Here is a 24,997-nt window from a genome sequence, read left to right as displayed (position 1 = left end):
GCTACCGGACATTGGATCGGCAACAGGGTGCCAGACGGCGGCAGCGTCGTGGCGTGGATTCATGCGATTGCCTGGGATATCGCGCCCGATGTGAGGCGATAGTGATCGACGCCGGGCGCTCACGATCGGGCGACGAGCGCTGAGCCTTATCCGGGCGGGGCAGCAATTCTCGCAAACCGTTCCGCGCCGGCGATGGTCCGCGCCGGCGATGGTCTCATGACACCGTTGCCTACAGGACGCGGGTCAGCACGGTTCGCACGAAAAAGGGCGACCCGGATGGGGCCGCCCTCTCACAACACACCGTGACTAAAAGAATCAGTCTTTAGAAGTCGCGATAATATTGCTCGTTCCCGATGAAACCGAGCTTGGTCACCTTCGAGCGCTTGATCACTGCCAGCGTCCGATCGACCACCTCATAACGCGCTTGCGGATCGGGCTGAAAGTGCAGCTCGGGTTCCGGCGTCATGCCAGCAGCGACGTCCAGATACTGGCGCAGCGTGACCGCATCCACAGGCGTACCGTTCCAGGTGACGGTACCATCGACCGCGATCGCGACCTTGTTCTTGTCCGGCTCGACCGGCGGCGGGGTGGGGTTGGACTGATTCTGAGGCAGATCAACCTTAACCGCGTGGGTCTGGATCGGGATGGTGATGATGAACATGATGAGGAGCACGAGCATGACGTCGATCAACGGCGTCGTGTTCATTTCCATCATCGGCTCGCCGTCGTCGCGGCCGCCACTCATTGCCATGTCGTGTTACTCCTGACCGCTTGGCTTACAGCCGCTCTGGGTTTTCACCCGGCGGCGGCTCCGAAATGAAGCCAACCTTGGCGAAGCCGGCCATCTGCATGTTGAAGATCGCACCGCCGATGCAGCGCCACGGCGTATTCACGTCGCCGCGGATATGCGCCTCGGGCAGTTCCAGGCCCGGGGCGTTGACGCCGCCCTGACGGGCGATCTCCGCCTTGAGCTTAGCCACCGCACGGTCGAGCAGTTCCTGGTGGGTCACCGGGGACAGGCCCCAATAGACCTTGCAGGTGCCGCTCGAGTCGCTCGTGATCGAGAGCGATACGTTCTCTGGCTTGGTCGTGGTCGGGTCGAAACGCACATCGGGGAGCTTGAGCTTCACCGACTGGATCACGACTGGAACCGCGATAAGGAAGATGATGAGGAGCACCAGCATGACGTCCACCAGCGGGGTCGTGTTGATGTCCGACATCGGGGTTTCGGCGGCGGAATCGCCGCCAACGCTCATCGCCATGTGTCAGGCTTTCCTACTCATTCGGCCCTTGGGTGAACCCCGCGGGCTGGTAAGCGAGGCTGCGACAGGCGCAGCCCCGCCTCCCTATCCATCTTACGCGCGGGTCTGACCGGCGGTCGTGGTCGCAGCGGCGGGCTTTGCCGGCGCAGGCTTCGGCGCACCGGCCAGCGACGGACGAACCGCGCCGCCCGAGGCGAGATAGCCGAGCACGTCGTTCGAGAAGGCCGAGAGGTCTTCCGCGATCGACTTGTTGCGACGCTGCAGCCAGTTGTATGCGAGCACCGCCGGCACGGCGACGACGAGGCCGAGCGCGGTCATGATGAGCGCCTCACCGACCGGGCCGGCGACCGCGTCGATCGACGCCTGACCGGCCGCACCGATCTTGATGAGCGCGCGATAGATGCCGATAACCGTGCCGAACAGGCCGATGAACGGCGCGGTTGCGCCGACGGTCGCCAGGAACGCGAGGCCGGTGCCCAGCTTCGAGTTGATCGCCGCTTCCGACCGCGCGAGCGAACCGTGCAGCCAGTCATGCGCCTCGACCGGATCGGTCAGCTTCTGATGCTGTTCCTGCGCGGCAAGGCCATCGTCGACGATCTGCTTGTAGGCCGAGTTCTTCTCGAGCTTGGCCGAGCCTTCGCGCAGCGAGTTCGAGTTCCAGAAGCCCTGGCGAACGCGCTTGGCCTGGTTGATGATCTTCTGCTGCTCGAACAGCTTCGAGAACAGGATGTAGAACGAGACGATCGACATCAGCACGAGGATGCCGAACACGGTCTGCGAGATCAGGCCGCCCTCGCGGAGCGCGGGGATCAGGCCGTACGGGTTGTCGCCCTTGGCGGCCGGCGCCGCTGCCGCGGCAAGAATGGTGGTGATCATGTGTTGCTAGTCCCTTGAAAAACGAATGGCGTCAGAAGGTGGAGTGGAAGCGGGTCATTCCGGAATGACCCACTTCACCGGCAGTGACGTCTTGGACGCGATCGGCTGACCGTTCTCATCCTTGGCCGGCGTGTAGCGGACGCGGCTCTTGGCGATCCTGCACGTCGCCTGATCGAGCGCGGCGCTACCGCTCGACGCGGTGACCTCGCACTCAGCCACGCGTCCATCTGTACCGATGGTAAGCGCCGCAACGACACGACCCTGCTCACCAGCACGCAATGCCGACGGCGGATAGTTGTCAGAGCCGAAATACTGCCCCGGATTGCCCTTCGCGACAGCAGCCTGCGATACCCGCGGCGGGGCCGGCGGGGGTGCAGGTGGGGCCGGAACCGCAATCGGCTGGGGCGGCGGCGGATTCGGCACGCTGACGATGGTCGGAGCTACCGTCGTTGTCTGCACGATCGGTGGCGGCGCGACGACCGGCGGCGGCGTCATCTTGACGTCCGGCGGCGGGGGCGGCGGTTCATCCGGCGGCGGGGGCGGTGGCTCCTCAACGTCGAACGTATTTAACTTCTCCGACACCTTTTTCACGTATTGGTACGCGAGGCCGGTGACGAAAGCATAGCCGAGCGCAAGGTGAATCGCCGCGACGATAACGATCGCGACTACCTTGCTCCCGCTCATCTTCTGGTCAGCGTAGGCCATTCAGCAGTGAAACTCCCTCATCCCTAGGGCCACTAGGGCCAGATCACCCATCCGGCGCATCGAACCGGCGACCCAGTACGTCCGTTGGCTAGAACAAGCCCGAACGCGCCACGAGTCCTATCGTGCCGTTTCCGGGCGTGCAAACGCTTTGTCTGGCGCAACAAACGTACAGTCTCCGCATGGCAGAATTATTTCTGTATCGAAAGCTCTCAATCGCGTAATCGAAAACGCATGAGATCGATTACGTTTCCTGGCGCGGTTGCGCTTGCCGCGCTTAGTTTTTCGGTAGGTTTTCCGGGTGTTGCGCAGCAACGCGCGGCCGCGGTGGAGGAAAATTCCGCGGCGCCGCCCTATGCCGACATGGCCGATCTGGTGATCGCCAGTCCGCTCGTCATTGACGCGACGATTCGTTCGACCGCCAAGATAAAGCCCGCCGAAGCACTTGGTGTCGCTCCTGGCGCAACGCGATTTTACGTCGAGGCGGACGTCAACGCGCTCGTCCGGGGGCCAGGAGCGATTCCCCCGCGCGTCGGCTATCTGCTCGACGCCGCCCCCGATCCGCTTGGCCGCGTTCCCAAATACAGGAAATCGCGGGTTCTTTTGTTTGCGCGCCCCGTGCCTGGGCGCGCAGATCAGGTTCAGCTTGTGACCCCAGGGGCGCAACTCGGCTGGTCGGCAGCGAGCGATGCGCTGGCACGGCGAATCGTCGGCGAGGTGCTGGCGAGCGATGCCCCCCCGGCAGTGACCGGCATCGGCAGCGCCTTCCATGTCGCCGGCTCACTGCCCGGCGAAGGCGAGACGCAGATATTCCTGCGCACAGCCGATCATCGCCCCGTTTCGCTATCGATCCTGCGCCGCCCGGGAGAGCAGCCACGCTGGGCGGTCGCGCTGTCCGAGATCATTGATGATTCCGCCGCCCCGCCCAAGCCGGATACCTTGCTCTGGTACCGGCTCGCCTGTGGCCTGCCGCGCGATCTTGGCGACGACAGCACAGCTTCACTCTCGGCAACAGACGCTGCGCAGGCGCGGGAGGATTATCGATATGTGCTGGAGCGACTGGGGCCGTGCCGTCGCCAGCTCAACGGCGGTAGCGCACCAGGGTGATTCCGATGGATTCGCCTGCCTCGGCAATCGCCAGCTTGACGATCTTGACCGTGACCCGCCGCACCCGCCGATCCTGAATGAACAGGGTTTCGGCGATATGATCGGCCACGCCCTCGATCAGCGTGAAATGGACGCCGGGCGGCAGCGCGGTGGTCGCGGCACGCTTCAGGTCGAGATAGTTTTTTGATGCGCTTAGCGGCGTATCCGGGGCGAAATGCGCGGACACATCAAGCTGCACGCCGATAGAGATGCGCAACGGCTGCGGAAGATGGGTTTCCTCGGAATAGATGCCGGTCAGCACCGGCACCTCCAGATCGTGCACTTCCAGTTCGAGACTATCGTCCATCGCGCGCTCGCAAGAGGTTGATCCGCCGGCGCGGATGAAGCGGCGCCTCTAGGCTCGCCGCGACATCGGGGCAAGCGAATCAGGCAGCGACGCTGGGCCGCACACTCGCTGCGATGTGCCAGCGGCGCAGGCCGGCCGCCGATTCGGGCACCGAAAGTGTCGCCGTTCGCGCGCAATCGACTGTCGCCGGCGCGGTCATGTCGGCGAAGCGATAGATCTCGCCCGCTATCAGGGACGGGTGGCGAGATCGCTATCCCGCGCATCGACGAGTGCGAGACCGCCGGGATCCGCGCGATTTCAAACGGCGTGCCGCCGAGCGGCGCGGGATGCGGCTGCACCCCCTCGAAATAGCGGCAGATGGCCGCCGACTCGCAGATCACCTCGCCATTATCGAGCTGCAACGCCGCCGCCGCTCCCCCCGCGGATTGATCGCCAGTTATGGCTCGCCGACTTGCTCGTCCTCACGCAGCTCGATCGCTACGCGCTCGACCGTGATACCCTTCTCGGCAAGGAATATTCGCACGCGTCTGGGGCTAGGCGCCCGAACAGCATCATGAAGCTTCACGCCATCATTCCATTTGCGTTCAGCCGCACTATCGCTAATCCGCGCCGCCCTTGGCATCCATTGGGGAATAAGGCGGGTGATCGAGATTACGGCACTGGAACAGGCGGGAACGGACGCGATCGAAGCGCTGCTCGATCGAGCCTTCGGCAGTGATCGTCACAGCCGCACCGCTTATCGTCTCCGCGCCGGCACCGCCGCGATCCCGGCGCTGAGCCTCGCTGCGCACGACGGCGGCGTGCTGATCGGGACGATACAATGCTGGCCGGTCACCTTCACCGCTGACGACGGCCGTGCCGTTCCGCTCACCCTGCTCGGCCCCGTCGCGGTTGAGCCGGCGCGCCAGCGCGACGGGGTCGGCAGGCTGCTGATGTCCGCCTGCCTCGACGCGGCGGCACGCGCGGGGCTGGATGGCGCGATCATGCTGATCGGTGACCCCGAATATTACGGCCGCTTCTTCGGCTTCTCCGCCGAACGCACCGCCGGCTGGCGCCTCCCCGGGCCGGTCGAGCGCCACCGGCTCCTCGCGCGCGGCGAGCGGGTGCCGGCGGCGGACGGCACGATCGGACCGCGCATCGCGGTTTCCGCCTGACCTTTACGGGCGCCGCGCCCTCCCCTACGCGCAGGCAATGCCGATGGCGCCGCCACCCGATTTCGAAACGCTGACGATCGCCGACATCGCGCGGCTGGCGGAGGGCGATCGCCTGCCGCCGGTCGAGCGCTGGCACCCGACGCATTGCGGCGACAGCGAGATGCGGATCGCGCGCGACGGCACCTGGTATCATCAGGGCTCGCCGATCGGGCGGCAGGCGATGGTGCGCGCTTTCAGCCGCATATTGCGACGCGAACCGGATGGCGGCTATGTGCTGGTGACCCCCGCCGAAAAGCTCGACATCGCGGTGGAGGACGCGCCGTTCGTCGCCGTCGAGATGAAGGCCGAGGGCGAGGGGCGCGATGCCACGCTCGCCTTTCGCCTGAATACGGGCGATCTCGTCACCGCGTCGGCCGATCACCCGCTGCGCTTCGTCGAGCACGACGACGGCCCCCACCCCTATCTGCTCGTCCGTGGCGGGCTAGAGGCACTGGTGACGCGCGCGGTCTATTACGATCTCGCGGAGCGAGCGCTGGCCGGTGACGACGAACCGCCCGGCATCTGGAGCGCGGGAAGCTTCTTCCCGCTGATCGCTTGAGCTCGCTTGCCGATCGCCTTCACCGCGCGCTGATCGCTGGTCAGGGCGAGCATCCGGTATTGCTGACCGGCGACCGCGCGGAACTGGATCTCGGGCCGGACGATCGGATGAGCCCCGCCGCCGTGCTCGTACCCGTCACCGATCGCCCACGCCCCGGCGTTATCCTGACGCGTCGGCCCGAAACCATGCGCCGCCATGCCGGGCAGGTCGCGTTTCCCGGTGGCCGCGTCGATCCCGGCGAGGATGTGATAACGGCGGCGCTGCGCGAGGCGGAGGAGGAAATCGCCCTGCCCCGCGCCGTGGTGTCGGTGATCGGCACGGTGGACAGCTATCGCACCGTAACCGGCTATATCGTCACGCCCGTGATCGCCGTTGTCCCGCCCGATCTGCGGCTGGTGCCCAATGCGGCCGAGGTCGCGGCGGTGTTCGAGGTGCCGCTGGATTTCCTGCTCGATACCGCCAATCACGTCGAGGCGACGGTGGAGTGGCAGGGGCATGAGCGCCATTATTACGAGATCAACTGGGAAGGGCACCGTATCTGGGGCGCGACCGCTGCGATGATCGTCAACCTCGCGCGACGGCTGAGATGGGCGAGCTGAACCACGAACCGGGCACCCTGCCGCCGGCCGCATGGCGCGACCTGCCGGGGCTTGACCGAATTGCCGACGCGCTCGGCGCGAACGACGGCGAGGCGCGGTACGTCGGCGGCGCCGTGCGCGATACGTTGCTCGGCCTGGCCGTGGCGGACATCGATATCGCCACGCGCCACGCGCCGGACGAGGTGATTGCGAGGCTGGAGCGGGCGCGAATCAAGGCGATCCCCACCGGCATCGATCACGGCACGATAACCGCCGTCTCGAGCGGCACTGTGGTGGAGGTGACGACGCTGCGGCGCGACCTTGCCACCGACGGCCGACGCGCCACTGTCGCCTTCACCGACGACTGGCGCGAGGATGCTGCCCGCCGCGATTTCACGATGAACGCGCTCTATGCCGATCCGCGCACAGGCGAAATCTTCGACTGGTTCGGCGGGCTCGACGATCTTCGTGCCGGACGCGTGCGCTTCATCGGCGATCCCTACCAGCGGATCGCCGAGGATCACCTGCGTATCCTGCGCTTCTTCCGCTTTCACGCGCGTTTCGGCGATGAGATCGATGCGGCGGGGCTGGCCGCCTGCACCGATCGCGCCAACGATCTGATGGCGCTGTCGCGCGAGCGGATCGCGGCGGAGCTGCTACGGCTGCTGGTGGCGAAGAATGCGGTGCCGGTGATCGCGCTGATGATCGAGCGTGGCATCTTCCGCCCGGTCCTGCCGGAGATCACGGACGTCTCCCCGCTGGCGGCGCTCGCCGCGCGCGAGAAGGCCGAAGGGATCGCGCCGGATGCGATCCGCCGGCTCGCCGCGCTGCTGAAGCCGGGCGAAACCGAAGATGTGGGCGCGCGCCTCAAACTCTCGAATGCCGATCGCAAACGCCTTCGCGCGGCGCACGACGGCCCCGGCGACGAAGGCCCGCGCGCGCTTGCCTATCGCGTCGGCCCGGTGATCGCGACCGATCGGCTGCTGCTGGCGGGGCGAAGCGTCGCGGCGCTGACAGATTGGGAGCCGCCGCGATTGCCGATCGGCGGCGGCGAGATCGTCGCGCGCGGCGTGGCTAAGGGGCCGGAGGTCGCGGGCCTGCTCCGCGCCGTGGAGAGCGAATGGATCGCGCGCGGCTTTCCGGATGAAGCCGCCACCGTCGCGATACTCGATCAGTTGTTGCTTTCGCGCAGCAACTGATAAGCCGCGTCCCCCTCCAGCGGTCGCGAATAGGCATAGCCCTGCCCGCAGGTGCAGCCCAGCGCGGCGAGCGTCTGGCCCACTTCTACCGCCTCGATCCCTTCCGCCACGGTGCGCATATTGAGCGCGGCCGCGAGGCCCAGCACTGCGCGCACGATCGCCACCTTGTCGCGATCGGCCAGCATGCCCGTGACGAAGCTGCGGTCGATCTTGAGGATGTCGATTGGCAGCTTCTGGAGATAGGCGAGATTGGAATAGCCGGTCCCGAAATCGTCCATCGCAATCGTTGTGCCCAGCGCCTTCAGCGCGTGCAGCACCCGCGCGATCCGGTCCGGCTCCGCGACGAGCGCGCTCTCGGTCAGTTCCAGCCGCAGCCGGTGGCCGGGCAGCCCATGTTGATCGAGCGCGGCGGCAACGATCGGCGCCACCGCGTCGCGCTGCAGCTGGATCGCGGAAAGATTCACCGAGACGGAAACGCCGCAATCCCCGCCGCTGCGCCGATCCCACGAGGCGAGCGTCCGTACCGCCTCGTCAATCGCCCAGCGGCCCAAAGGTACGATCAGCCCCGATTCCTCGGCAACAGGGATGAATGTCGAGGGCGACTGTGGCACCCCGTCGCGATCCGTCCAGCGTGCCAGGGCCTCGAAGCTGACAATTCTTCCCGTCGCAAGGTCGCATATCGGCTGATAGTGCAGCGTGAGCTGAGATTCCTCGATTGCCCGCCGCAACGCCGTCTCCAGCGCAAACTCCTCGCGCGCGCGCACGAACGCCTGATTCTGATATGCCTCCGCCTGACCGCTGTGTTTCGAGCGCTTCACCGCGAACTGCGCGTGGCGGATCACGTCTTCCGCCTCGTTCACGGTCTCGTCGACGAAGGCGATGCCGATCGAGCAGGAAACATGGATTTCATAATCGCTCAGGCGGAAAGGTGCCGAAAGCACCGCGCGGATGCGTTTTGCGACATGCTCCGCCTCATCGCGGCTGTCATCGAGCGACAGCAGAATGCCGAACTCGTCGCCCCCCGTCCGCGCCAGCATGTCTCGCACGCGCAATGCGCCCTTGATCCGGCGCGCCAGCGCCATCAGCAACTCGTCGCCGGCCATGCTGCCGAGGCACGCGTTGATCCGGCTGAAGCGGTCAAGATCGACCACCATCACGGCATAATTGCTGTTGCCCGACGCGATTACCGTTTCGAGCATGTCGCCGAAACCGCTGCGATTGGGCAGGCCGGTGAGGCTGTCGGTCGCCATCTCGCGACGGAGATTCTGCTCCGTGCGCAATTCGCCGGTGTGATCGACGAAGGTGACGAGACACCGGGGCTCGGCCCGAAACGCGATGCGCGCCAGCGTCACCGTGAAGTGGCGCTGCTCAACCGAATCGCCGATGTCCCAGGTGAATTCCGCGCGGTGCTCGCCCAGATCAAGAAAGGCGGCGACCCGTGGCCCGATTTCCATGAGCGCGCGATCAAGCCCAAGGCGGCGATACGCCGTGTTCGGCATCTCGCGCACCATGCGCCCGTCGTCGAAGCCGACCATCACCGCCGCGATCGGCAGCAGTTCAAGCGCCCCCTCGGCCGCCGTCATGCCCGCGGGCATCACAGCGGGCATGGCGTTCGCAAAGGCTGCCCCGGTCAACATTCACGATCGATGTGGCACACCGATCGTTAAGGATGACCTAAATTTACAATGCGTCCCCGCTCGATGCGCTGAATTCCGATGGATCTAAATATAATTCAATAATTTGACCGAGAATTCTGAAGGACGCCTCAGAATCGGTTGTTGCGCGGAAAGCCCGTCGGCGGCATCCGGCCGGCCGCACCCCGCGCGGTGCGCCAGGGGGAGAGATCGCTCTCGGTGCGCACGCGTCCGCTCTCGCCCCCCATGGACCAGCTCAGGCCATCGGCGTAGCGGAACGCAACCGCATCGGAGAGCCCGCCGTCGCGGTAACGCTGCAACTGCACGCCCTGCCCGCGCGTCATCTCTGCCAGTTCGGAAAGCGGGAACACCACCATCTTGCGATTGTCCCCGATCGCAGCGACATAATCCGCACCGTCCGGGATCGGCCTGACCAGCATCAGCTTCGCGCCCGGGCGCGGTGTCATCACCGTCTTCCCTTTGCGCGTTTCCGCGATCACATCGCTCGCGGCGACGGCGAAGCCGCGACCGTCGCTCGCCGCGATCAGCAGCTTGCCAAGCCTTGTCGCGCTCATGAACGCCACGATGCCGACATTGCCATCCAGGTCGATCGTGGCGCGCACCGGCTCACCAAATCCGCGACCGCCGGGAAGCTTGTCCGCCGCCAACGTGTAGAAGCGGCCGTTCTCAGCCGCCAGCAGCAGCTTGTCGGTAGTCTGCGCGTGAAAGGCATAGGCCGGGCCGTCGCCTTCCTTGAACTTGAGCGTATCGGCGGAAGCGAGGTCGACATGGCCCTTCATCGCCCGGATCCAGCCGCGCTGCGACAGGATCACCGTGATCGGCTCGCGCTCGATCATCGCCTCGAGCGGGATCTCGCGCGCGGGGGCGGCCTCCTCGATCGTCGTCCGGCGCTTGCCAAGCGCCGTTTCGGGCCCGTAGCGATCGCGGACCTTCGTCAGCTCCTTCTTCATCCGCGTCCGCTGCCGCGCGTCGGAGCCGAGCAGCGCCTGCAACTCGCTCTGCTCCTTCGTCAGCGCATCCTGTTCGCGCTTCAGTTCCATCTCCTCCAGCCGACGCAGCGAGCGGAGCCGCATGTTGAGGATCGCCTCCGCCTGCCGGTCGGTCAACTGGAATTCCGCCATCATCACCGGCTTTGGCTCATCCTCGGTACGGATGATCTCGATCACCCGATCGAGGTTGAGAAACGCGATGATATACCCGGCGACCAGTTCCAGCCGGTCGGCGATCTTGGCGAGACGATGCTCGGTGCGGCGGCGCAGCACGACGAACTGATGCTCGACCCACGCCTCCAGCGCCTCCGTGAGGCTCATCACGCGCGGCGTGCGCGTCCTGTCGAGCACGTTGAGGTTGAGCGGGACGCGGGTTTCGAGATCGGACAGGCGGAACAAGCCGTCCATAAGCACCTGCGGATCGACGGTGCGGCTGCGCGGCTCCAGCACGAGGCGGATGACCTCATCGCTTTCGTCACGCACATCGGACAGAATTGGAAACTTCTTGTCGTTGATGAGCGCGGCGATCTGCTCGATCAGCTTGCCCTTCTGAACGCCATAGGGAATTTCGCTCACGACGATCTGCCAGCCGCCGCCCTTCTCGCGCTCCACCGTCCAGCGGCACCGCACCCGGAAACTGCCCCGCCCGGTGGCGTAAGCCTCGCGAACCGCCGCCGCCCCGTCGACCATCAGGCCGCCGGTGGGGAAATCCGGGCCCTGCACATAGGTAAGCGGATCGGTCGCCGGATTGTCGACCAGCGCGATCGCGGCGTCGAGCAGCTCGGCGGCGTTATGCGGCGGGATCGAGGTCGCCATGCCCACCGCGATGCCGCTCGCGCCGTTCGCGAGCAGATTGGGGAACATGCCGGGAAACAGCTCGGGTTCCTGCTCCTCCCCGTTGTACGTCGGGCGGAACGCGACAGCGTCTTCGTCCAGCCCGTCCATCAGATCGATCGCGACCTGCGTGAGCCGTGCCTCGGTGTAGCGATAGGCGGCGGCGTTATCGCCGTCGATGTTGCCGAAATTTCCCTGCCCGTCGACGAGCGGATAGCGCAGCGCAAAGCTCTGGGCGAGCCGCACCATCGCGTCATAGACCGACTGGTCGCCATGCGGATGATATTTGCCGATCACGTCGCCCACGACGCGCGCGCATTTCTTGTAGCCGGAGCTGGGATCGAGCCGCAGCAGCCGCATCGCCCACAGCAGGCGACGATGCACCGGCTTCAGCCCGTCGCGCACGTCCGGCAGGGACCGCGCCGTGATCGTGGAGAGGGCATAGACGAGGTAGCGTTCGGAAAGCGCGCTGTCGAACGGCGCGTCGAGGATGCCGATCGGCGGTTCTGCGAAGTCGGTGGCCATGAGGGAGCAGGCGTTAGCAGCGCCGTCGTTGCGATGCCAGCGCGCGACGCACGCACGTTCGCCGGCTTGCCCGCGCGACAAACGCCGCCGGATCGTTATGGTCCGGCCGGACATGCCCTCGCCGCGACTCCTGACCTGGCCCGATCTCGTCGCACGCCCGCGCCCCGCGCCGGATGCGACGATTGCTTATGGTGCCGATCCGTTCCAGAAAGTGGACCTGTGGCTGCCTGCTGACGACGGGCCGCACCCGGCGGTCGTGATGGTCCACGGAGGCTGCTGGCAGACGTCGATCGCCGACCGGACCCTGATGGACTGGATCGCCGCCGATTTGCGCGCCGCCGGCATCGCCGTATGGAACATCGATTATCGCGGCGTGGACAGGCCCGGCGGCGGTTATCCGGGCACATTCGACGATGCCGGCCGCGCCGTCGATCTGCTCCGCGATCACGCGGCGGCGTATTGTCTCGATCTGCGCCGGGTTGTGGCGGTGGGTCACTCGGCCGGCGGCCATCTCGCGCTGTGGCTCGCCGCTCGACCGCGGCTCTCCCCGGCGAGCCCGCTTCATCGAACCGAGCCATTGCCGATCGCGCATGTCATATGCCTCGGCGGCTTGCCCGATCTGGAAGCGACTGCCACCAGCCCGGACAATGGCTGCGGCGTGGAGGTGATCGAGCGGCTTGTCGGCTCCGATCGCGCCGCCCCCTTCGCGGACACCTCGATCCCGCCACTGTTGCCGCTGGGTGTGCCGCACGATCTCGTCAACGGCCGCGAAGACGCGATCATCCCCTATCGTTTCGCCGCGGACTATGTCGCCCGCGCCGCTGATGCCGGCGATCGCGTCGCGCTGCACACGATTCCGGCGACTGGCCACGTCGAATTGATCGCCCCGGAATCCGCCGCCTGGGGCGCCGCGAAGCGACTGATTCTCGCCGCCCTTTGAGCCAGGCACGCGCAGGCGCCGGCGGGCTGATTGCGCCCGCTAACCCCTTCCCCTATAGCGCGGAACGGATTCCCGCCCCGGCCGCGCGGCACGCGTCGCCGGGGCTGTTTATTTTCGAGGAACTGGCGATGGCGCGGCGGCGGCAGATCTACGAGGGCAAGGCGAAGATCCTGTACGAGGGCCCGGAACCGGGCACCCTCATCCAGTATTTCAAGGACGATGCCACCGCCTTCAACGCGCAGAAAAAGGGCACCATCAACGGCAAGGGCGTCCTGAATAACCGCATTTCCGAGCATATTTTCACGCTGCTCGATCATATCGGCGTGCCGACCCACTTCATACGCCGTCTCAACATGCGCGAGCAACTTATTCGTCAGGTTGAGATCATTCCGGTCGAGGTGGTGGTGCGCAACGTCGCCGCGGGCTCGCTGAGCACGCGCCTGGGCATCGAGGAAGGCACGCGCCTGCCGCGCACGATCCTCGAATATTATTACAAGGACGACGCGCTGGGCGATCCGATGATCACCGACGAGCATATCGCTGCCTTCGGCTGGGCTAGCCAGGAAGAGATGCACGACATCGCGGACCTGGCGATCCGCATCAACGATTTCCTTTCCGGCCTGTTCGCAGCGGTCGGCATCCGGCTGGTCGATTTCAAGCTCGAATTCGGCCGCATCTGGGACAATGATTTCGGCCGCATCATCCTGGCCGACGAGATCAGCCCGGATGGGTGCCGCCTTTGGGATATGACGACCAACGAGAAGCTCGACAAGGATCGCTTCCGCCGCGACCTGGGCGGCGAGGCGGAAGCCTATCAGGAAGTCGCGCGTCGGCTCGGCCTTTTGCCGGAGGGCGAGGATTCGGCCGTGCTGGATCTGGAATCTCACCGCAAGCGGCGCGGGAAATAGCTGTTCCGCAAATGCGCCCGACGGCATTCGATAACAGACGGCGTTGACCTTCTCTTAACCACGCACGGTTACCTTCCGCCCGAACCAATCTTGGGGGGACGGCCCGTCACCATGCGCAAATTCATCGTTCTTGCTTCCGCCACCGCGCTGACCGCTTGCGGCGGCGCCGGACCGCAGTCTGCTGGCAGTGTCGGCGCCGTGAACGCCGGCGGCTCCGGCTCGGGCACCACCGGGACTTTCGTCAATCCGGTCGACACCAAGACCTATGACGCGATCGGCGGCGCGCAGCATTTCGAATACAAGACCCGTTCGGACGGCAATTCCCAGTATAGCGAGCTTTACGCGGGCGACGCCAACAGCGCGCGCGACAGCGGCATCACGGTATCGTACAATCCGCGGGACGCGATCTTCGAAGTGACGGTCAACCGCACCAAGGCAAGCGTATCGACCGGCACGAACCGTTTCCAGGATCCCGCGCATCGCACCAATTTCGGCGGCCTGGTCCAGCCCCAGAACGGCGTGCCGCAATTGCCGGACGCCGCCGCGATCCAGTATCTTCAGTCCGGCTCGAGCAGCGGACCGATCCTGAATCCCGGCGACACGAGTCACTATGTCGTCGGCAATGACGGCTTCAGCTCTCAGGTACAGACCTTCTTCTATCAGAAGCCGGGCACGACAACCCAGTACGTCACCTATGCGGGCTATGTCCGCAACACGCTCGGCACCACCAAGATTACCGATTCGGCCACCAACGCAACCTATCTCGAGAACAGCTATTCGCTTGATCGCGCCGTCTTCGCCTATGGCGAACGAAGCGATAATTCGGTCGTCCCGAAAACGGGCAGCGCAAGCTACGCCGGCGACATGCTGGCGACGATGGTGTTCAACCCGCTGATCGATAACGATCCGCTCGCCTCCACCTATTTCCAGTGGATCACCGGCTCGCACACCACGACCATCGATTTCGCGAAGCTCTCGGTAAGCTCGACCTTCAACGGCACCGTCTCTGCCGCGGCGCTCGATGCCTATACCAATGGCAACACGGTGTTGCCGGCGGGCACGACGTTTGTCGCCCATGGTTCGGGAACGATCGATCTGGTCAACAAGGGCGGCTTCACCGGCACTGTGGGCGACGCCAAGTTCACCACGCCCGGCGGCACGGCCTATGCGGTGTCCATCGCAGGCTCCAGCCTCGACGGCGCGTTCTTCGGGCCGGCGGCGCAGGAAATTGGCGGCGGCTTCCGCATCGTTGGCGGCACGCCGGATCAGCGGATCGATATTCTGGGCGCCTACACGGGCAAGAAGTGATGCATAAGCCAGCGGCGCTTGCGCTGCTGGCGACGGCCCTCGCCCCGCTCCCGGCGGCCGCGCAGGCGCTGATCGACCAGTGCGTCGCGCATACCTGCAAGGCGCGCCTTTCGCCGGGCGAATTGCTCGACGAGGTGCAGAAGCTCGTTTCGGCGAAGCGCTATGCCGAGGCGAAGCCGATGGTGGAGGCGCTGGCGGGCATCCCGCAGCTTACCTTCCACTATCGTTTCCTTACCGGCTATATCGCGGAGCAGACGGGCGACCTGCCGCGCGCGGTGGAGATGTTCCGCGCCATTCTGGTCAATGATCCAAAACAGACCCGCGTCAGGCTGGAACTGGCGCGCGCCCTGTTCGCGATGGGCCAGACGCAGTCGGCCGACCGGGAGTTTCGGCTCGCCGAGGCGGATCGCGATCTGCCGCCGGACGTCCTGCGCACAATCCGCCTGGCGCGCAACGTGATCCGCTCGAAACGGGCGTGGACGCTCAATATCGACGGCGGCTTCGCGCCCGATACCAATATCAACAATGCCACAGGCGCGGACAGCGTGACCGTCCTGTTCGGCCCGCTCGCGATCCCGCTCGCCCTCAGCCCCGACGCGCGCGCTCGCTCCGGCACCGGGCATTTCGCGACGATCGAAAGCGGGCTGAAGCTGCCGGTTGGCGGGGGCGTCAGCATCCTCGGCGATCTGGATGCCTCCAAGACAGTCTATAGCGACAGTCGTTTCAACGACTTCTCTTATGAAATTGCAGGCGGCGCTGAAGTGGCGCTCAGCCAGACCCTCAGGGTACGGATGCAGGCTGTGGGCGCCGATCGCGTTTTCGGCCAGCATCTCATCACCCGCCAATTCGGGGTCAAGGGCGGCGCGGAGATCGATCTCGATTCCGCCTCGCGCGTCGGCGTGCAGCTCGACATCCGCCACACCGCGTCGCCTTTCGACAATAATTACAATGGTTGGCAATCGGGTCTTTATGCGACGTATGAACGCGTCGTCGCACGGTCGATCGTCGCGTCGGGCGGTGTGTTCGTGCGCCGCGATTCCTTCCGCGCCGCCCCCTATTCCAGCGTCGAGGTGGGGCTGCTCACGGGCATCGGCGGTGAACTTCCGGCGGGTTTCAATGTCGCTTTCGGTGGATCGCTCAGTCGTGCGCTCTATGATGCACCGATAACGATCTTCTCGCCCGATCCGCGCCACGACTGGCGCTATTCGCTACGCGCGACCGTCGGAAACCGGGCCTTCAACTGGAAGGGGTTCTCGCCAACGATCGGCGTGACCTGGAGCCGCATGGATTCGACCCTGCCGCTCTACGCCAATAACCGCACGCGCTTCCGTTTCGCGATCGCGCGCTACTTCTGACGAGGCGGCGCGCTTCCGGCAGGGAGCGCGCCGCCGATCATCACTTACTGGTGCGCCGGCGCCGCGCCGGGATGCGCCGCCTGCGCCTGCTTCTGCGCGGCGACATTGGCCTTGTGCTTGTAGTAATAATGCCCGGCCGCGCAGCCCGCCATCGCGCCGGCGATGGCATGGTGGCCGGCATAATGCCCGGCGACGCCGCCCGCGACCGCGCCACGGATACAGCCCTTGGCCAGCGCCGGCGAGCCACTGAGCGCGAGCGCTCCGGCAGCCGCCGCGAGCATGATCTTCGATTGGGTCATGACTTCCTCCTAAAAAAGGTGCCGTGCTTTTGCCCTCCGGCGCCTGACGCGATCGCGTCCGGCGGATGAAATCGCGGTAATCGTTACGTCGACTTCTTCGTGCCGAACAGTCGATCGAGCACCACCTCCGCTACATCGCCCACCTTGTCGGCGACACGCTGCGGATCGAAGATGCCCGGGTCACCCGGCTTGACTGCCTCGGCCTTCGCCCGCTGCTTCATCGCGGCCGCTGCCGCTGCGGCGGCGGCCATCGTGAGCCCGGAGGCGAGCAATTCCCGCCCCGCGGGCGAATTAGCCTTGTCGAGCAGCGCCTCGCCCGCGTGTCGCAGTTCCTTGGGAATCTTCACTCCGCCAATTTTCTTGGGGATTTTCTTTCCCTTCTTGCTGTCCTTCTTCGCCATGATACGATCCTGCGCCAGCCCTGTGTGCCACCAATATAATACACATTGGCCGATGCACCAGCCCCGCGGCGCGCCTTGTCGCGGCCGGCCGCCGCCCCCATCTCGCCGGGGCTGGAAAGCTTCCCCGAACAGAAGTAGAACATCCTTCATGCTGACTCATATCTCCGTCCGCGGCGCGCGCGAGCACAACCTGAAGGACGTCGCGGTGGATATCCCGCGGGATACCTTGACGGTGATCACGGGGCTCAGCGGATCGGGCAAATCGAGCCTGGCCTTTGACACGATCTATGCCGAGGGTCAGCGCCGCTACGTCGAGTCGCTCTCGGCCTATGCGCGCCAGTTCCTGGAACTGATGCAGAAGCCGGATGTCGATCATATCGAGGGGCTGAGCCCGGCGATCTCGATCGAGCAGAAGACGACGAGCCGCAACCCGCGCTCCACCGTCGCGACCGTCACCGAGATCTACGATTACATGCGCTTGCTGTGGGCGCGGGTCGGAGTTCCCTATTCGCCCGTTACCGGCGAGCCGATCGCCGCGCAAACGGTCAGCCAGATGGTCGATCGGGTGATGACCCTGCCCGAAGGCACGCGGCTGTATCTCCTCGCGCCGGTCGTGCGCGGGCGAAAGGGCGAATATCGCAAGGAGCTGGCCGAATGGCAGAAGGCCGGCTTCACCCGTGTGCGCATCGATGGCGAGATGCACGAGATCGACGAGGCCCCGGCGCTCGACAAGAAATACAAGCACGACATCGAGGTGGTGATCGATCGCCTGATCGTGCGCGACGACATCGCGACGAGACTGGCGGACAGTTTCGAAACCGCGCTGAAGCTGGCCGACGGGCTCGCCTATATCGATCTTGCCGAGGGGGTGGTGCCGGGGCGCGAGGATGAGGCCGCGGCCGGCGGTCAGATGAAAAACGCCGGCATCCCGGCCAACCGCATCGTCTTCTCCGAAAAGTTCGCCTGCCCCGTCAGCGGCTTCACGATCCCGGAGATCGAGCCGCGCCTGTTCTCCTTCAACGCGCCGCAAGGCGCCTGCCCCGCGTGCGACGGATTGGGAGAGAAATTGATCTTCGACGAGGATCTGGTCGTCCCGAACCATGACCTCAGCCTGAAGAAGGGCGCCGTCGTGCCCTGGGCGAAATCGAACCCGCCCTCGCCATATTACATGCAGGTGCTGGGCAGCCTTGCGCGTGCCTACGGTTTCAGTCTCGAGACGCCGTGGAAGGATCTGCCCGGGGAGGTTCGGCTGATCATCCTGCACGGCACCGGCGGAAAGCCGGTCACGCTTACCTTCGTGGACGGCAAGAAGTCCTACGACGTGAAAAAGCCGTTCGAAGGCGTGATCGGCAATCTCAATCGTCGCTTGCTCCAGACGGAAAGCGCATGGATGCGTGAGGAGCTGGGCAAGTATCAGTCTTCGCAGCCGTGCGAAATATGCCACGGCGCGCGCCTCAAGCCCGAGGCGCTGGCGGTAAAGATCGCGCACAAGGATATCAGCTATGCGACGCGGCTGTCGGTGGTGGATGCGCTGGCATGGTTCACCGCGTTGCCGGAGCAGCTCGGCGAGCAGCAGCGCGCGATCGCCGAGCGCATATTGAAGGAGATTCTGGAGCGGCTCGGCTTCCTCAACAATGTCGGGCTGGATTATCTCAATCTCGATCGCACGTCCGGCACGCTGTCGGGCGGAGAGAGCCAGCGCATCCGCCTCGCCAGCCAGATCGGCAGCGGGCTTTCCGGCGTGCTTTACGTGCTGGACGAGCCGTCGATCGGGCTGCACCAGCGCGACAATGACATGCTGCTCGCCACGCTGCGCCGGTTGCGCGATCTGGGCAACACCGTGCTGGTGGTGGAGCATGACGAGGATGCGATCCGCACCGCCGATTACGTGATCGACATGGGGCCGGGCGCGGGCGTGCGCGGCGGCGAGATCGTGGCGCAGGGCACGCTTCAGGAATTGCTGGAATCGACCGGATCGGTCACCGCCGATTATCTCAACGGCACCCGCGCGGTGCCCGTGCCGGCGAAGCGGCGCAAGGGATCCGGCAAGAAGCTTACCGTCCACAACGCCGCAGCCAACAATCTACGCGGGGTGACGGCGAGCATCCCGCTCGGAACCTTCACCTGCATCACCGGCGTCTCCGGCTCGGGCAAATCAAGCTTCACGATCGACACGCTCTATGCCTCGGCCGCGCGTCAGCTCAATGGCGCGCGCATCCTGGCCGGCAAGCATGACAGGATCACCGGGCTCCAGCATCTCGACAAGGTGATCGACATCGATCAATCCCCGATCGGTCGCACGCCACGATCGAACCCGGCGACCTATACCGGCGCCTTCACCCAGATCCGCGACTGGTTCGCCGGTCTGCCGGAATCACAGGCGCGCGGCTACAAGCCCGGCCGCTTCAGCTTCAACGTGAAAGGTGGCCGGTGCGAGGCGTGCCAGGGCGATGGCGTGTTGAAGATCGAGATGCACTTCCTGCCCGACGTCTATGTCACCTGCGACGTGTGCCACGGGGCGCGCTACAATCGCGAGACGCTGGAGGTGAAGTTCAAGGGTCTTTCGATCGCCGACGTGCTGGACATGACGGTCGAGGACGCCGCCGAATTCTTCAAGGCGGTGCCGCCGATCCGCGACAAGATGGCGATGCTGGCGGAAGTGGGGCTGGGCTATGTCAAGGTCGGGCAGCAGGCGACCACGCTGTCGGGCGGCGAAGCGCAGCGCGTGAAGCTGGCCAAGGAACTGTCGCGCCGTGCCACCGGCAATACCCTATACATCCTCGACGAACCAACGACGGGCCTGCATTTCGAGGATGTGCGCAAGCTGCTGGAGGTGCTCCACGCGCTGGTCGAACAGGGCAACACCGTGGTGGTGATCGAGCACAATCTGGATGTCATCAAGACGGCGGACTGGATCATCGATCTCGGCCCCGAGGGTGGCGTGAAGGGCGGCGAGATCGTCGCGGAGGGGACGCCGGAGACAGTGGCCGCGGCGAAGGGCAGTTTCACCGGCCATTATCTCGCCCCGCTGCTGGAACGCCGCACCGCGCGCGAGCCGGAGATGGCGAAATAGGCGCGACCGCGATCAGCACGATCGGGTGAGCGCCTCCTCAAGCAGCCCGCGCCCGATCACTTTCAGTGCCAGCGTTTCCTCCGCGCCCTCGAAGATCGACAGCACGCGCGCATCGATCCAGTAGCGGCTGACGGCGCTTTCCTCGGCATAGCCCATGCCGCCGTGGATCTGCAGCGCCTCGCGCGTCACGATCTCTGCCGATCGGCACGCGATCAGCTTGGCAAGGCTGGCCTCCATCTGGCCACCGCCTTCGTCCAGCGATCGCCCCACAGCGTAGGCGAGGCTGCGGCAAGCCGCGAAGCGCGCCGCCATCTGCGCGATCTTCACCAGGGTAAGCTGATAATCGGCCAGTGGCGCGCCGAACACCTTGCGATCTCGGGCGTAATCAATCGCCGCTTTGAGCGCCGCGCGCATCACGCCGAGCGCGCGACCTGCGGTCTGGATGCGGCCGCCGGTCATCCCCGCCATCGTCAGGTAGAAGCCGCGCCCGAGACCTTCCTCGCCGCCAACGACATTCGCATCGGGGACGAAGAAATTCTCGAATGCCAGATCGAATGAATGCATCCCGCGATAGCCGATCGTCGGGATCGCACGTCCGCGCAGCACACCGCCGGCGGGTTGCTCGACCACGAATTCATGCCCGTCGAACGCGGGCTTTTCGACCAGCAACAGGCTCAACCCTCGATGCCCGAGCGAGCGGTCCGGATCAGTGCGGGTGACGACCATGAGCAGGCCCGCCTTGCCCGCGAAAGTGCACCACGTCTTTGCGCCGTTGAGCTGCCAGCCGCCGGCAACTCTCGCGCCGCGCAGGGTGAGCCCGGCGACATCCGATCCGTGGTCAGGCTCGGTGATCGCGATGGCGCAAAGCGGGTCGCCGGCGGCGATGCGCGGCAGCCAATGCGCCTTCTGCTCGGCAGTGCCGCCAGCCATCAGCGCGCGGGAAAGAATTTCCGGCCGGGTGATGAGGCTCCCCGCCGCCGCAAGCGACGCTTCGGACAAGGCCTCGGTAACAGCTATCATAAGCGGCGTATTCTCGCCCGTGTCCGGCGCGGAGCCGCCGAACCGCTCCGGGATCGACAGGCCGAAGACTCCCATTTCGCGCATCGGCCGCAGCAACGATTCGGGCACGGTCAGGTCGCGGCGGTGAATGTCCTCGGCCAGCGGCGCGACCACGTCCTTCGCAAAGCGGCGAAAGGCATCCCGCGCGATCACGGTTTGGTCATCGAGCGCGACATCGCCAAGCTCGCCGGTGGCCGCTATTACCTCTCGTCCGATCTCAGCCACCCCCCCCGGGCGCCCCGCCTCGGCGCGCAGCACCCTCACGTCCCCGGTAACCGCATCCAGCGGTTCAATGGAAAGCCCGATCGAAAGATAGGCGCCTTCCAACCGAACGAGCACCGCAGGCGCGACCTCCGCCGCGAAAGCATGGCCGAGCGCTCTATCAAGCGCAGACCGCCCGTCCGCCAGCGCCTCACGCGCGGCAAGCAGGTCAGCGTGGCACAGGGCGAGATCGTAGATCACCGACTGTTGGGCATCGAGCGCCGCGCCGTCGAGCCGCCCGCCCGGCGCACATGCCACGGCTACCGCGCGCACCACCGCCGCCAGCGCCTGCTCAAGTGCCGCCAGTGCCACGATTTTCGCCATTGGCCGCTTTCCCTCTCCGCCGCTGCCGCTCCCCGATATGGCGAACGATGGCAGAGCGCCAGTCACCAGCGCTTAGCGCGGTCTGGCGTTAGGCCGGCTCTGCCTTGGCTTGCCGCCCGCGCGCGCGCCGCTGCGCGGATAGGGCGCGCGCGCCTGACCGTGCGTCTGGGGCGCGCCGCCATGGCGATCCCCGCGCGCGGCGGGATGCGGTGGTCCGTCGGAGGGGGCGATGCGTACATCCTGCTCCTCGCCGCCGCTGCCCGCCGTTCTTGCCAGCGCGGCGTTGAACTTTGCGGCAATCGCACGTGGAATCTGGAAGTGCGTTTCCGAAGGGCCGATGCGGATCGCGCCGATCTCGTTGCGCGAGATATGTCCGCGCCGGCACAGCAACGGCAATATCCAGCGCGGATCGGCGTTCTGCCGCCGCCCCACATCCATGCGGAACCACACCACGTCGTCAAAGCCCGGGCGGTGCCGCTCCTGCTGCGCCGCACGGCGGGCATCCGGCGTATCCTCGATCATCTCCTCGGGCTCGGGCATCGCGGCGCGATACGCGCGAACCAGCGCGGCGGCGATATCCTCGGCCGACCGCTCGGCGAGCAGCTTGGCGCCGAGCAGACGGTCATCCTCGTCGAACGCCACCGGCTCCAGCAGTGTGGCGAGCAAGCGTTCACGATCTTGCGCGCGGATCGCCTCGGGCGTCGGAGCAGCAATCCACTCCGCATTTATCCGCGCCCCACGCAGCATCGCATCGACCCGGCGACGCGCTGGATAGGGCACCACCAGTACAGCCGTTCCCTTCTTCCCCGCGCGCCCGGTACGGCCGGAGCGATGCTGCAACGTTTCCGCATCGCGCGGAATTTCCACATGGATGACGAGGCTGAGGCTGGGCAGGTCGATTCCGCGAGCCGCCACGTCCGTCGCCACGCAAACCGCAGCGCGGCGATCGCGCAATTCCTGTAGCGCGCGGTTGCGCTCGGATTGCGAATGTTCACCGGAGAGCGCCACGGCGGTAAAGCCGCGCTCCAGCAGGGTGGCATGCAATCGCCGCACATTATCCCGCGTCGCGCAGAACAACATCGCCGTCTCCGCGGCGTGGAAGCGCAGCAGATTGACCACCGCCGCCTCGATCTCCGACGGCGATACCGTCACCGCCTGATAGGCGATGTCGCCATGCCCGCGCTCTTCGCTCGTCGTCGCGAGCCGCAGCGCATCGCGCTGGTAGCGTTTGGCGAGCGCGACGATCGGGCGCGGCATCGTGGCCGAAAACAGCAAGGTGCGCCGGCCCTCCGGCGTCGCGTCGAGAATCTCCTCCAGATCCTCGCGGAAGCCCATGTCGAGCATCTCGTCCGCCTCATCGAGCACCGCGACGCGCAGCGCCGACAGATCGAGCGCGCCGCGTTCGAGGTGATCGCGCAGACGTCCCGGCGTGCCGACGACGATGTGTGCGCCGCCACGCAGCACGCGCCGCTCCTTCGACGCATCCATGCCGCCGACGCAGGTAGCGATCCGCGCGCGTGCCTTGCCGTAAAGCCATTCAAGCTCACGGCTCACTTGCAACGCGAGTTCGCGGGTCGGCGCGATCACCAGTGCCAGCGGCGTTTCGGCGAACGGCATCGCCGGTTCGCCGCCCAGCAACTCATGCGTCATGGCCAGGCCGAAGGCGACCGTCTTGCCGGAGCCGGTCTGTGCGGAAACGATCAGGTCGCGCCCCTCCGCTTCGGGCGCTGTAACGGCCGCCTGCACGGCGGTAGGTGCGTCATAGCCACGGTCGGCCAGCGCCTCGGCGATCACGGGCGGAAGATTGGAAAAGGTCATTGAACTCACGGACAATCTGGCCGCGGACACGGCCTGGGGACGAAATCAGCGGCGGTCGAGGCAGCTGTGCGGCTGCTCACAAACCCGTTGAAGCGGGGTCGATTCCAGCGGGAGCAGCGCGACCACTCGGACGAGGGGCGCCAGCAGTTCGGGCTTCATCGATCGCGGCGCTTTATCACGATTGCCGCGCGCGCGCCATCGTCGATTCGCCACCACCCGGCGTTGTAGCCCGCGCGGCATAGCGGCGCGCGAGAATCGAGCAGACGATTAGCTGCATCTGGTGATAGAGGATCACGGGCAACATTATCATGCCCAGTGCGGGGCTGCCGGCGAACAATATCTTGGCGATCGGCGCACCGTTGGCGAGGCTTTTCTTCGATCCGCAGAACACCGTCGTCACTTCGTCGGGCAGGGAAAATCCCCATGCGCGCGCCAGCGCGGCGGTGAGCCACAGCACCAGCGCCAGGAGCGCGGCGGCGAACAGCGCGATCTCCGCGATCACCCACGGTGAATACTGCCGCCACAGGCCGGACGCGGTGGATTCGCAGAACGCCGAATAGACAATGAGTACGATAACGCCGCGATCGAGCAGGTTGATGATCCGCTTGTTCGCCACCAGCCACGCGGCGATCAGCGGGCGCATTGCCTGGCCGATCGCGAACGGAAGCAGCAGCGTCAACGCGATATCGAGGATCGCCGGCAGCACCGGGAAAGATGTCCCGCCCACCGCCACCACGGTGGCGATCAGCATAGGCGTGACGATCATGCCGATGATGCCCGACAGCGACGCGTCGAACACCGCCGCCGGCACGTTGCCGCGCGCCAGGCTCGTCATCGCCACCGAGGAGGAAATCGTTGACGGCAACGCGCACAGGAAGAACAGGCCAAGCCGCACCTCGTACGTCAGCAGCAGCGGCAACCCGAAGAAGATCGCGAAACCGATCAGCGGAAAAAGAACGAACGTGCTTCCCTGCACCGCCGCGTGGATGCGCCAATTCGCCGCCCCGGCCTTCAGCGCATCTCGCGACAGGTTCGCGCCATGGAGAAAGAAAACGAAGCCGATCCCCAGCGTCGTCACCAGGCCCATGTGCAGCGGCCCGCCGGGCGCGCCGAGTTCCGGCGCGACGAACGCCAGGAAGATCGCGCCCAGCATCGCCAGCAGGAAACCGTCGATCTTCATGGCTCATTCCCCGATACGCAAACTCGATGAACGGCGTTCACCTAAACCGTTGCGCGCGGATCCAAAAGCACCGGCTCGAGCGGTATCTGGACTTTCGATGAACAAATCATGCACATCTGCGTTTTGTTGGTTCCCGACGGGCTTGATGATGGCACGACGGGGGTGTGCAGTCGAACGGCGTAGCAGTTCGTCGTCTTATCAATCCCACGGATGCAAGCAAGATGACGATCGAAAGCTCGGGTCAGA

At 65.7% G+C, this 24,997-nt stretch carries 22 protein-coding genes; 10 read left to right on the top strand and 12 right to left on the bottom strand.

Annotated elements, in window-relative coordinates; all coding sequences use genetic code 11:
- Positions 1–322 precede the first annotated feature (322 nt).
- From ACM61V_RS08125 to ACM61V_RS08110, 4 genes are all read right to left on the bottom strand, one after another.
- The gene (locus ACM61V_RS08125) at positions 323–751 is read right to left on the bottom strand and encodes an ExbD/TolR family protein (RefSeq protein WP_171007685.1); all 429 of its coding nucleotides are present in this window, start codon (positions 749–751) and stop codon (positions 323–325) included.
- A gap of 25 nt (positions 752–776) precedes the next feature.
- The gene (locus ACM61V_RS08120; RefSeq protein WP_137788299.1) at positions 777–1,262 is read right to left on the bottom strand and encodes an ExbD/TolR family protein; all 486 of its coding nucleotides are present in this window, start codon (positions 1,260–1,262) and stop codon (positions 777–779) included.
- Positions 1,263–1,355: 93 nt separating this feature from the next.
- Positions 1,356–2,138 (bottom strand): MotA/TolQ/ExbB proton channel family protein, encoded by a 783-nt coding sequence (locus tag ACM61V_RS08115; RefSeq protein ID WP_137788300.1) that lies wholly within the window; start codon positions 2,136–2,138, stop codon positions 1,356–1,358.
- 54 nt (positions 2,139–2,192) lie between these two features.
- On the bottom strand, positions 2,193–2,843 hold the full coding sequence (locus ACM61V_RS08110) for an energy transducer TonB (protein ID WP_419713931.1): 651 nt from the start codon (positions 2,841–2,843) through the stop codon (positions 2,193–2,195).
- Positions 2,844–3,074: 231 nt separating this feature from the next.
- On the opposite strand from ACM61V_RS08110, the gene ACM61V_RS08105 reads away from it, so the two are divergent.
- Positions 3,075–3,947, top strand: a complete 873-nt coding sequence (locus ACM61V_RS08105) for a hypothetical protein (protein WP_137787265.1) — start codon at positions 3,075–3,077, stop codon at positions 3,945–3,947.
- On the opposite strand, the gene ACM61V_RS08100 is transcribed toward ACM61V_RS08105, so the two are convergent.
- On the bottom strand, positions 3,922–4,293 hold the full coding sequence (locus ACM61V_RS08100; protein WP_137787266.1) for a dihydroneopterin aldolase: 372 nt from the start codon (positions 4,291–4,293) through the stop codon (positions 3,922–3,924). The genes ACM61V_RS08105 and ACM61V_RS08100 overlap by 26 nt on opposite strands.
- Positions 4,294–4,934: 641 nt before the next feature.
- On the opposite strand from ACM61V_RS08100, the gene ACM61V_RS08095 reads away from it, so the two are divergent.
- The 4 genes from ACM61V_RS08095 to ACM61V_RS08080 are packed head-to-tail and all read left to right on the top strand — an operon-like array spanning position 4,935 to position 7,822.
- Positions 4,935–5,447, top strand: a complete 513-nt coding sequence (locus ACM61V_RS08095; protein ID WP_137787267.1) for a GNAT family N-acetyltransferase — start codon at positions 4,935–4,937, stop codon at positions 5,445–5,447.
- 37 nt (positions 5,448–5,484) lie between these two features.
- Positions 5,485–6,045 (top strand): DUF1285 domain-containing protein, encoded by a 561-nt coding sequence (locus ACM61V_RS08090; protein WP_137787268.1) that lies wholly within the window; start codon positions 5,485–5,487, stop codon positions 6,043–6,045.
- The gene (locus ACM61V_RS08085; RefSeq protein ID WP_137787269.1) at positions 6,042–6,644 is read left to right on the top strand and encodes a CoA pyrophosphatase; all 603 of its coding nucleotides are present in this window, start codon (positions 6,042–6,044) and stop codon (positions 6,642–6,644) included. The genes ACM61V_RS08090 and ACM61V_RS08085 overlap by 4 nt, the downstream gene beginning before the upstream one ends.
- A complete protein-coding gene (locus ACM61V_RS08080; RefSeq protein WP_137787270.1) occupies positions 6,632–7,822 on the top strand; it encodes a CCA tRNA nucleotidyltransferase in 1,191 nt (396 codons plus the stop codon). Before ACM61V_RS08085 ends, ACM61V_RS08080 begins: the two co-directional genes overlap by 13 nt.
- On the opposite strand, the gene ACM61V_RS08075 is transcribed toward ACM61V_RS08080, so the two are convergent.
- The gene (locus tag ACM61V_RS08075; protein WP_419714254.1) at positions 7,795–9,429 is read right to left on the bottom strand and encodes a putative bifunctional diguanylate cyclase/phosphodiesterase; all 1,635 of its coding nucleotides are present in this window, start codon (positions 9,427–9,429) and stop codon (positions 7,795–7,797) included. The two genes, ACM61V_RS08080 and ACM61V_RS08075, sit on opposite strands and share 28 nt — an antisense overlap.
- A gap of 158 nt (positions 9,430–9,587) precedes the next feature.
- Positions 9,588–11,825 (bottom strand): DNA topoisomerase IV subunit A, encoded by a 2,238-nt coding sequence (parC, locus tag ACM61V_RS08070; protein ID WP_137787272.1) that lies wholly within the window; start codon positions 11,823–11,825, stop codon positions 9,588–9,590.
- A 112-nt stretch (positions 11,826–11,937) separates the two neighbouring features.
- On the opposite strand from parC, the gene ACM61V_RS08065 reads away from it, so the two are divergent.
- The 4 genes from ACM61V_RS08065 to ACM61V_RS08050 all read left to right on the top strand — a co-directional run bounded on the left by ACM61V_RS08065 (position 11,938) and on the right by ACM61V_RS08050 (position 16,336).
- Entirely contained in the window at positions 11,938–12,765 is an 828-nt protein-coding gene (locus tag ACM61V_RS08065) for an alpha/beta hydrolase (RefSeq protein ID WP_137787273.1), read from the top strand.
- Between the two features lie 128 nt (positions 12,766–12,893).
- On the top strand, positions 12,894–13,673 hold the full coding sequence (gene purC, locus ACM61V_RS08060) for a phosphoribosylaminoimidazolesuccinocarboxamide synthase (protein ID WP_137787417.1): 780 nt from the start codon (positions 12,894–12,896) through the stop codon (positions 13,671–13,673).
- A 111-nt stretch (positions 13,674–13,784) separates the two neighbouring features.
- Positions 13,785–14,981 carry a transferrin-binding protein-like solute binding protein gene (locus tag ACM61V_RS08055; RefSeq protein WP_137787274.1) on the top strand — a complete coding sequence of 399 codons (1,197 nt, stop codon included), beginning with the start codon at positions 13,785–13,787 and terminating at the stop codon, positions 14,979–14,981.
- Entirely contained in the window at positions 14,981–16,336 is a 1,356-nt protein-coding gene (locus tag ACM61V_RS08050) for a porin family protein (protein ID WP_137787275.1), read from the top strand. Before ACM61V_RS08055 ends, ACM61V_RS08050 begins: the two co-directional genes overlap by 1 nt.
- Before the next feature lie 44 nt (positions 16,337–16,380).
- Here ACM61V_RS08050 and ACM61V_RS08045 read toward each other — a convergent pair whose 3' ends face one another.
- Positions 16,381–16,635 carry a hypothetical protein gene (locus tag ACM61V_RS08045; protein WP_137787276.1) on the bottom strand — a complete coding sequence of 85 codons (255 nt, stop codon included), beginning with the start codon at positions 16,633–16,635 and terminating at the stop codon, positions 16,381–16,383.
- Between the two features lie 83 nt (positions 16,636–16,718).
- A complete protein-coding gene (locus ACM61V_RS08040) occupies positions 16,719–17,036 on the bottom strand; it encodes a hypothetical protein (protein WP_137787277.1) in 318 nt (105 codons plus the stop codon).
- A gap of 148 nt (positions 17,037–17,184) precedes the next feature.
- On the opposite strand from ACM61V_RS08040, the gene uvrA reads away from it, so the two are divergent.
- Positions 17,185–20,109 carry an excinuclease ABC subunit UvrA gene (uvrA, locus tag ACM61V_RS08035; protein WP_137787278.1) on the top strand — a complete coding sequence of 975 codons (2,925 nt, stop codon included), beginning with the start codon at positions 17,185–17,187 and terminating at the stop codon, positions 20,107–20,109.
- Between the two features lie 12 nt (positions 20,110–20,121).
- Here uvrA and ACM61V_RS08030 read toward each other — a convergent pair whose 3' ends face one another.
- The 3 genes from ACM61V_RS08030 to ACM61V_RS08020 all read right to left on the bottom strand — a co-directional run bounded on the left by ACM61V_RS08030 (position 20,122) and on the right by ACM61V_RS08020 (position 24,751).
- A complete protein-coding gene (locus tag ACM61V_RS08030) occupies positions 20,122–21,753 on the bottom strand; it encodes an acyl-CoA dehydrogenase family protein (protein WP_137787279.1) in 1,632 nt (543 codons plus the stop codon).
- Between the two features lie 72 nt (positions 21,754–21,825).
- Positions 21,826–23,571: a DEAD/DEAH box helicase gene (locus ACM61V_RS08025; protein ID WP_137787280.1), complete on the bottom strand. Its 1,746-nt coding sequence runs from the start codon at positions 23,569–23,571 to the stop codon at positions 21,826–21,828.
- Positions 23,572–23,746: 175 nt separating this feature from the next.
- Positions 23,747–24,751 carry a bile acid:sodium symporter family protein gene (locus tag ACM61V_RS08020; RefSeq protein WP_137787281.1) on the bottom strand — a complete coding sequence of 335 codons (1,005 nt, stop codon included), beginning with the start codon at positions 24,749–24,751 and terminating at the stop codon, positions 23,747–23,749.
- Positions 24,752–24,997: the final 246 nt, after the last annotated feature.

This window comes from Sphingomonas sp. TX0543 (assembly GCF_048565505.1).
In the GTDB taxonomy this organism is placed as follows: domain Bacteria; phylum Pseudomonadota; class Alphaproteobacteria; order Sphingomonadales; family Sphingomonadaceae; genus Sphingomonas.
The sequence above is the reverse complement of the archived record's forward strand: the minus strand, read 5'-3'. Positions and strand labels throughout refer to the sequence as shown.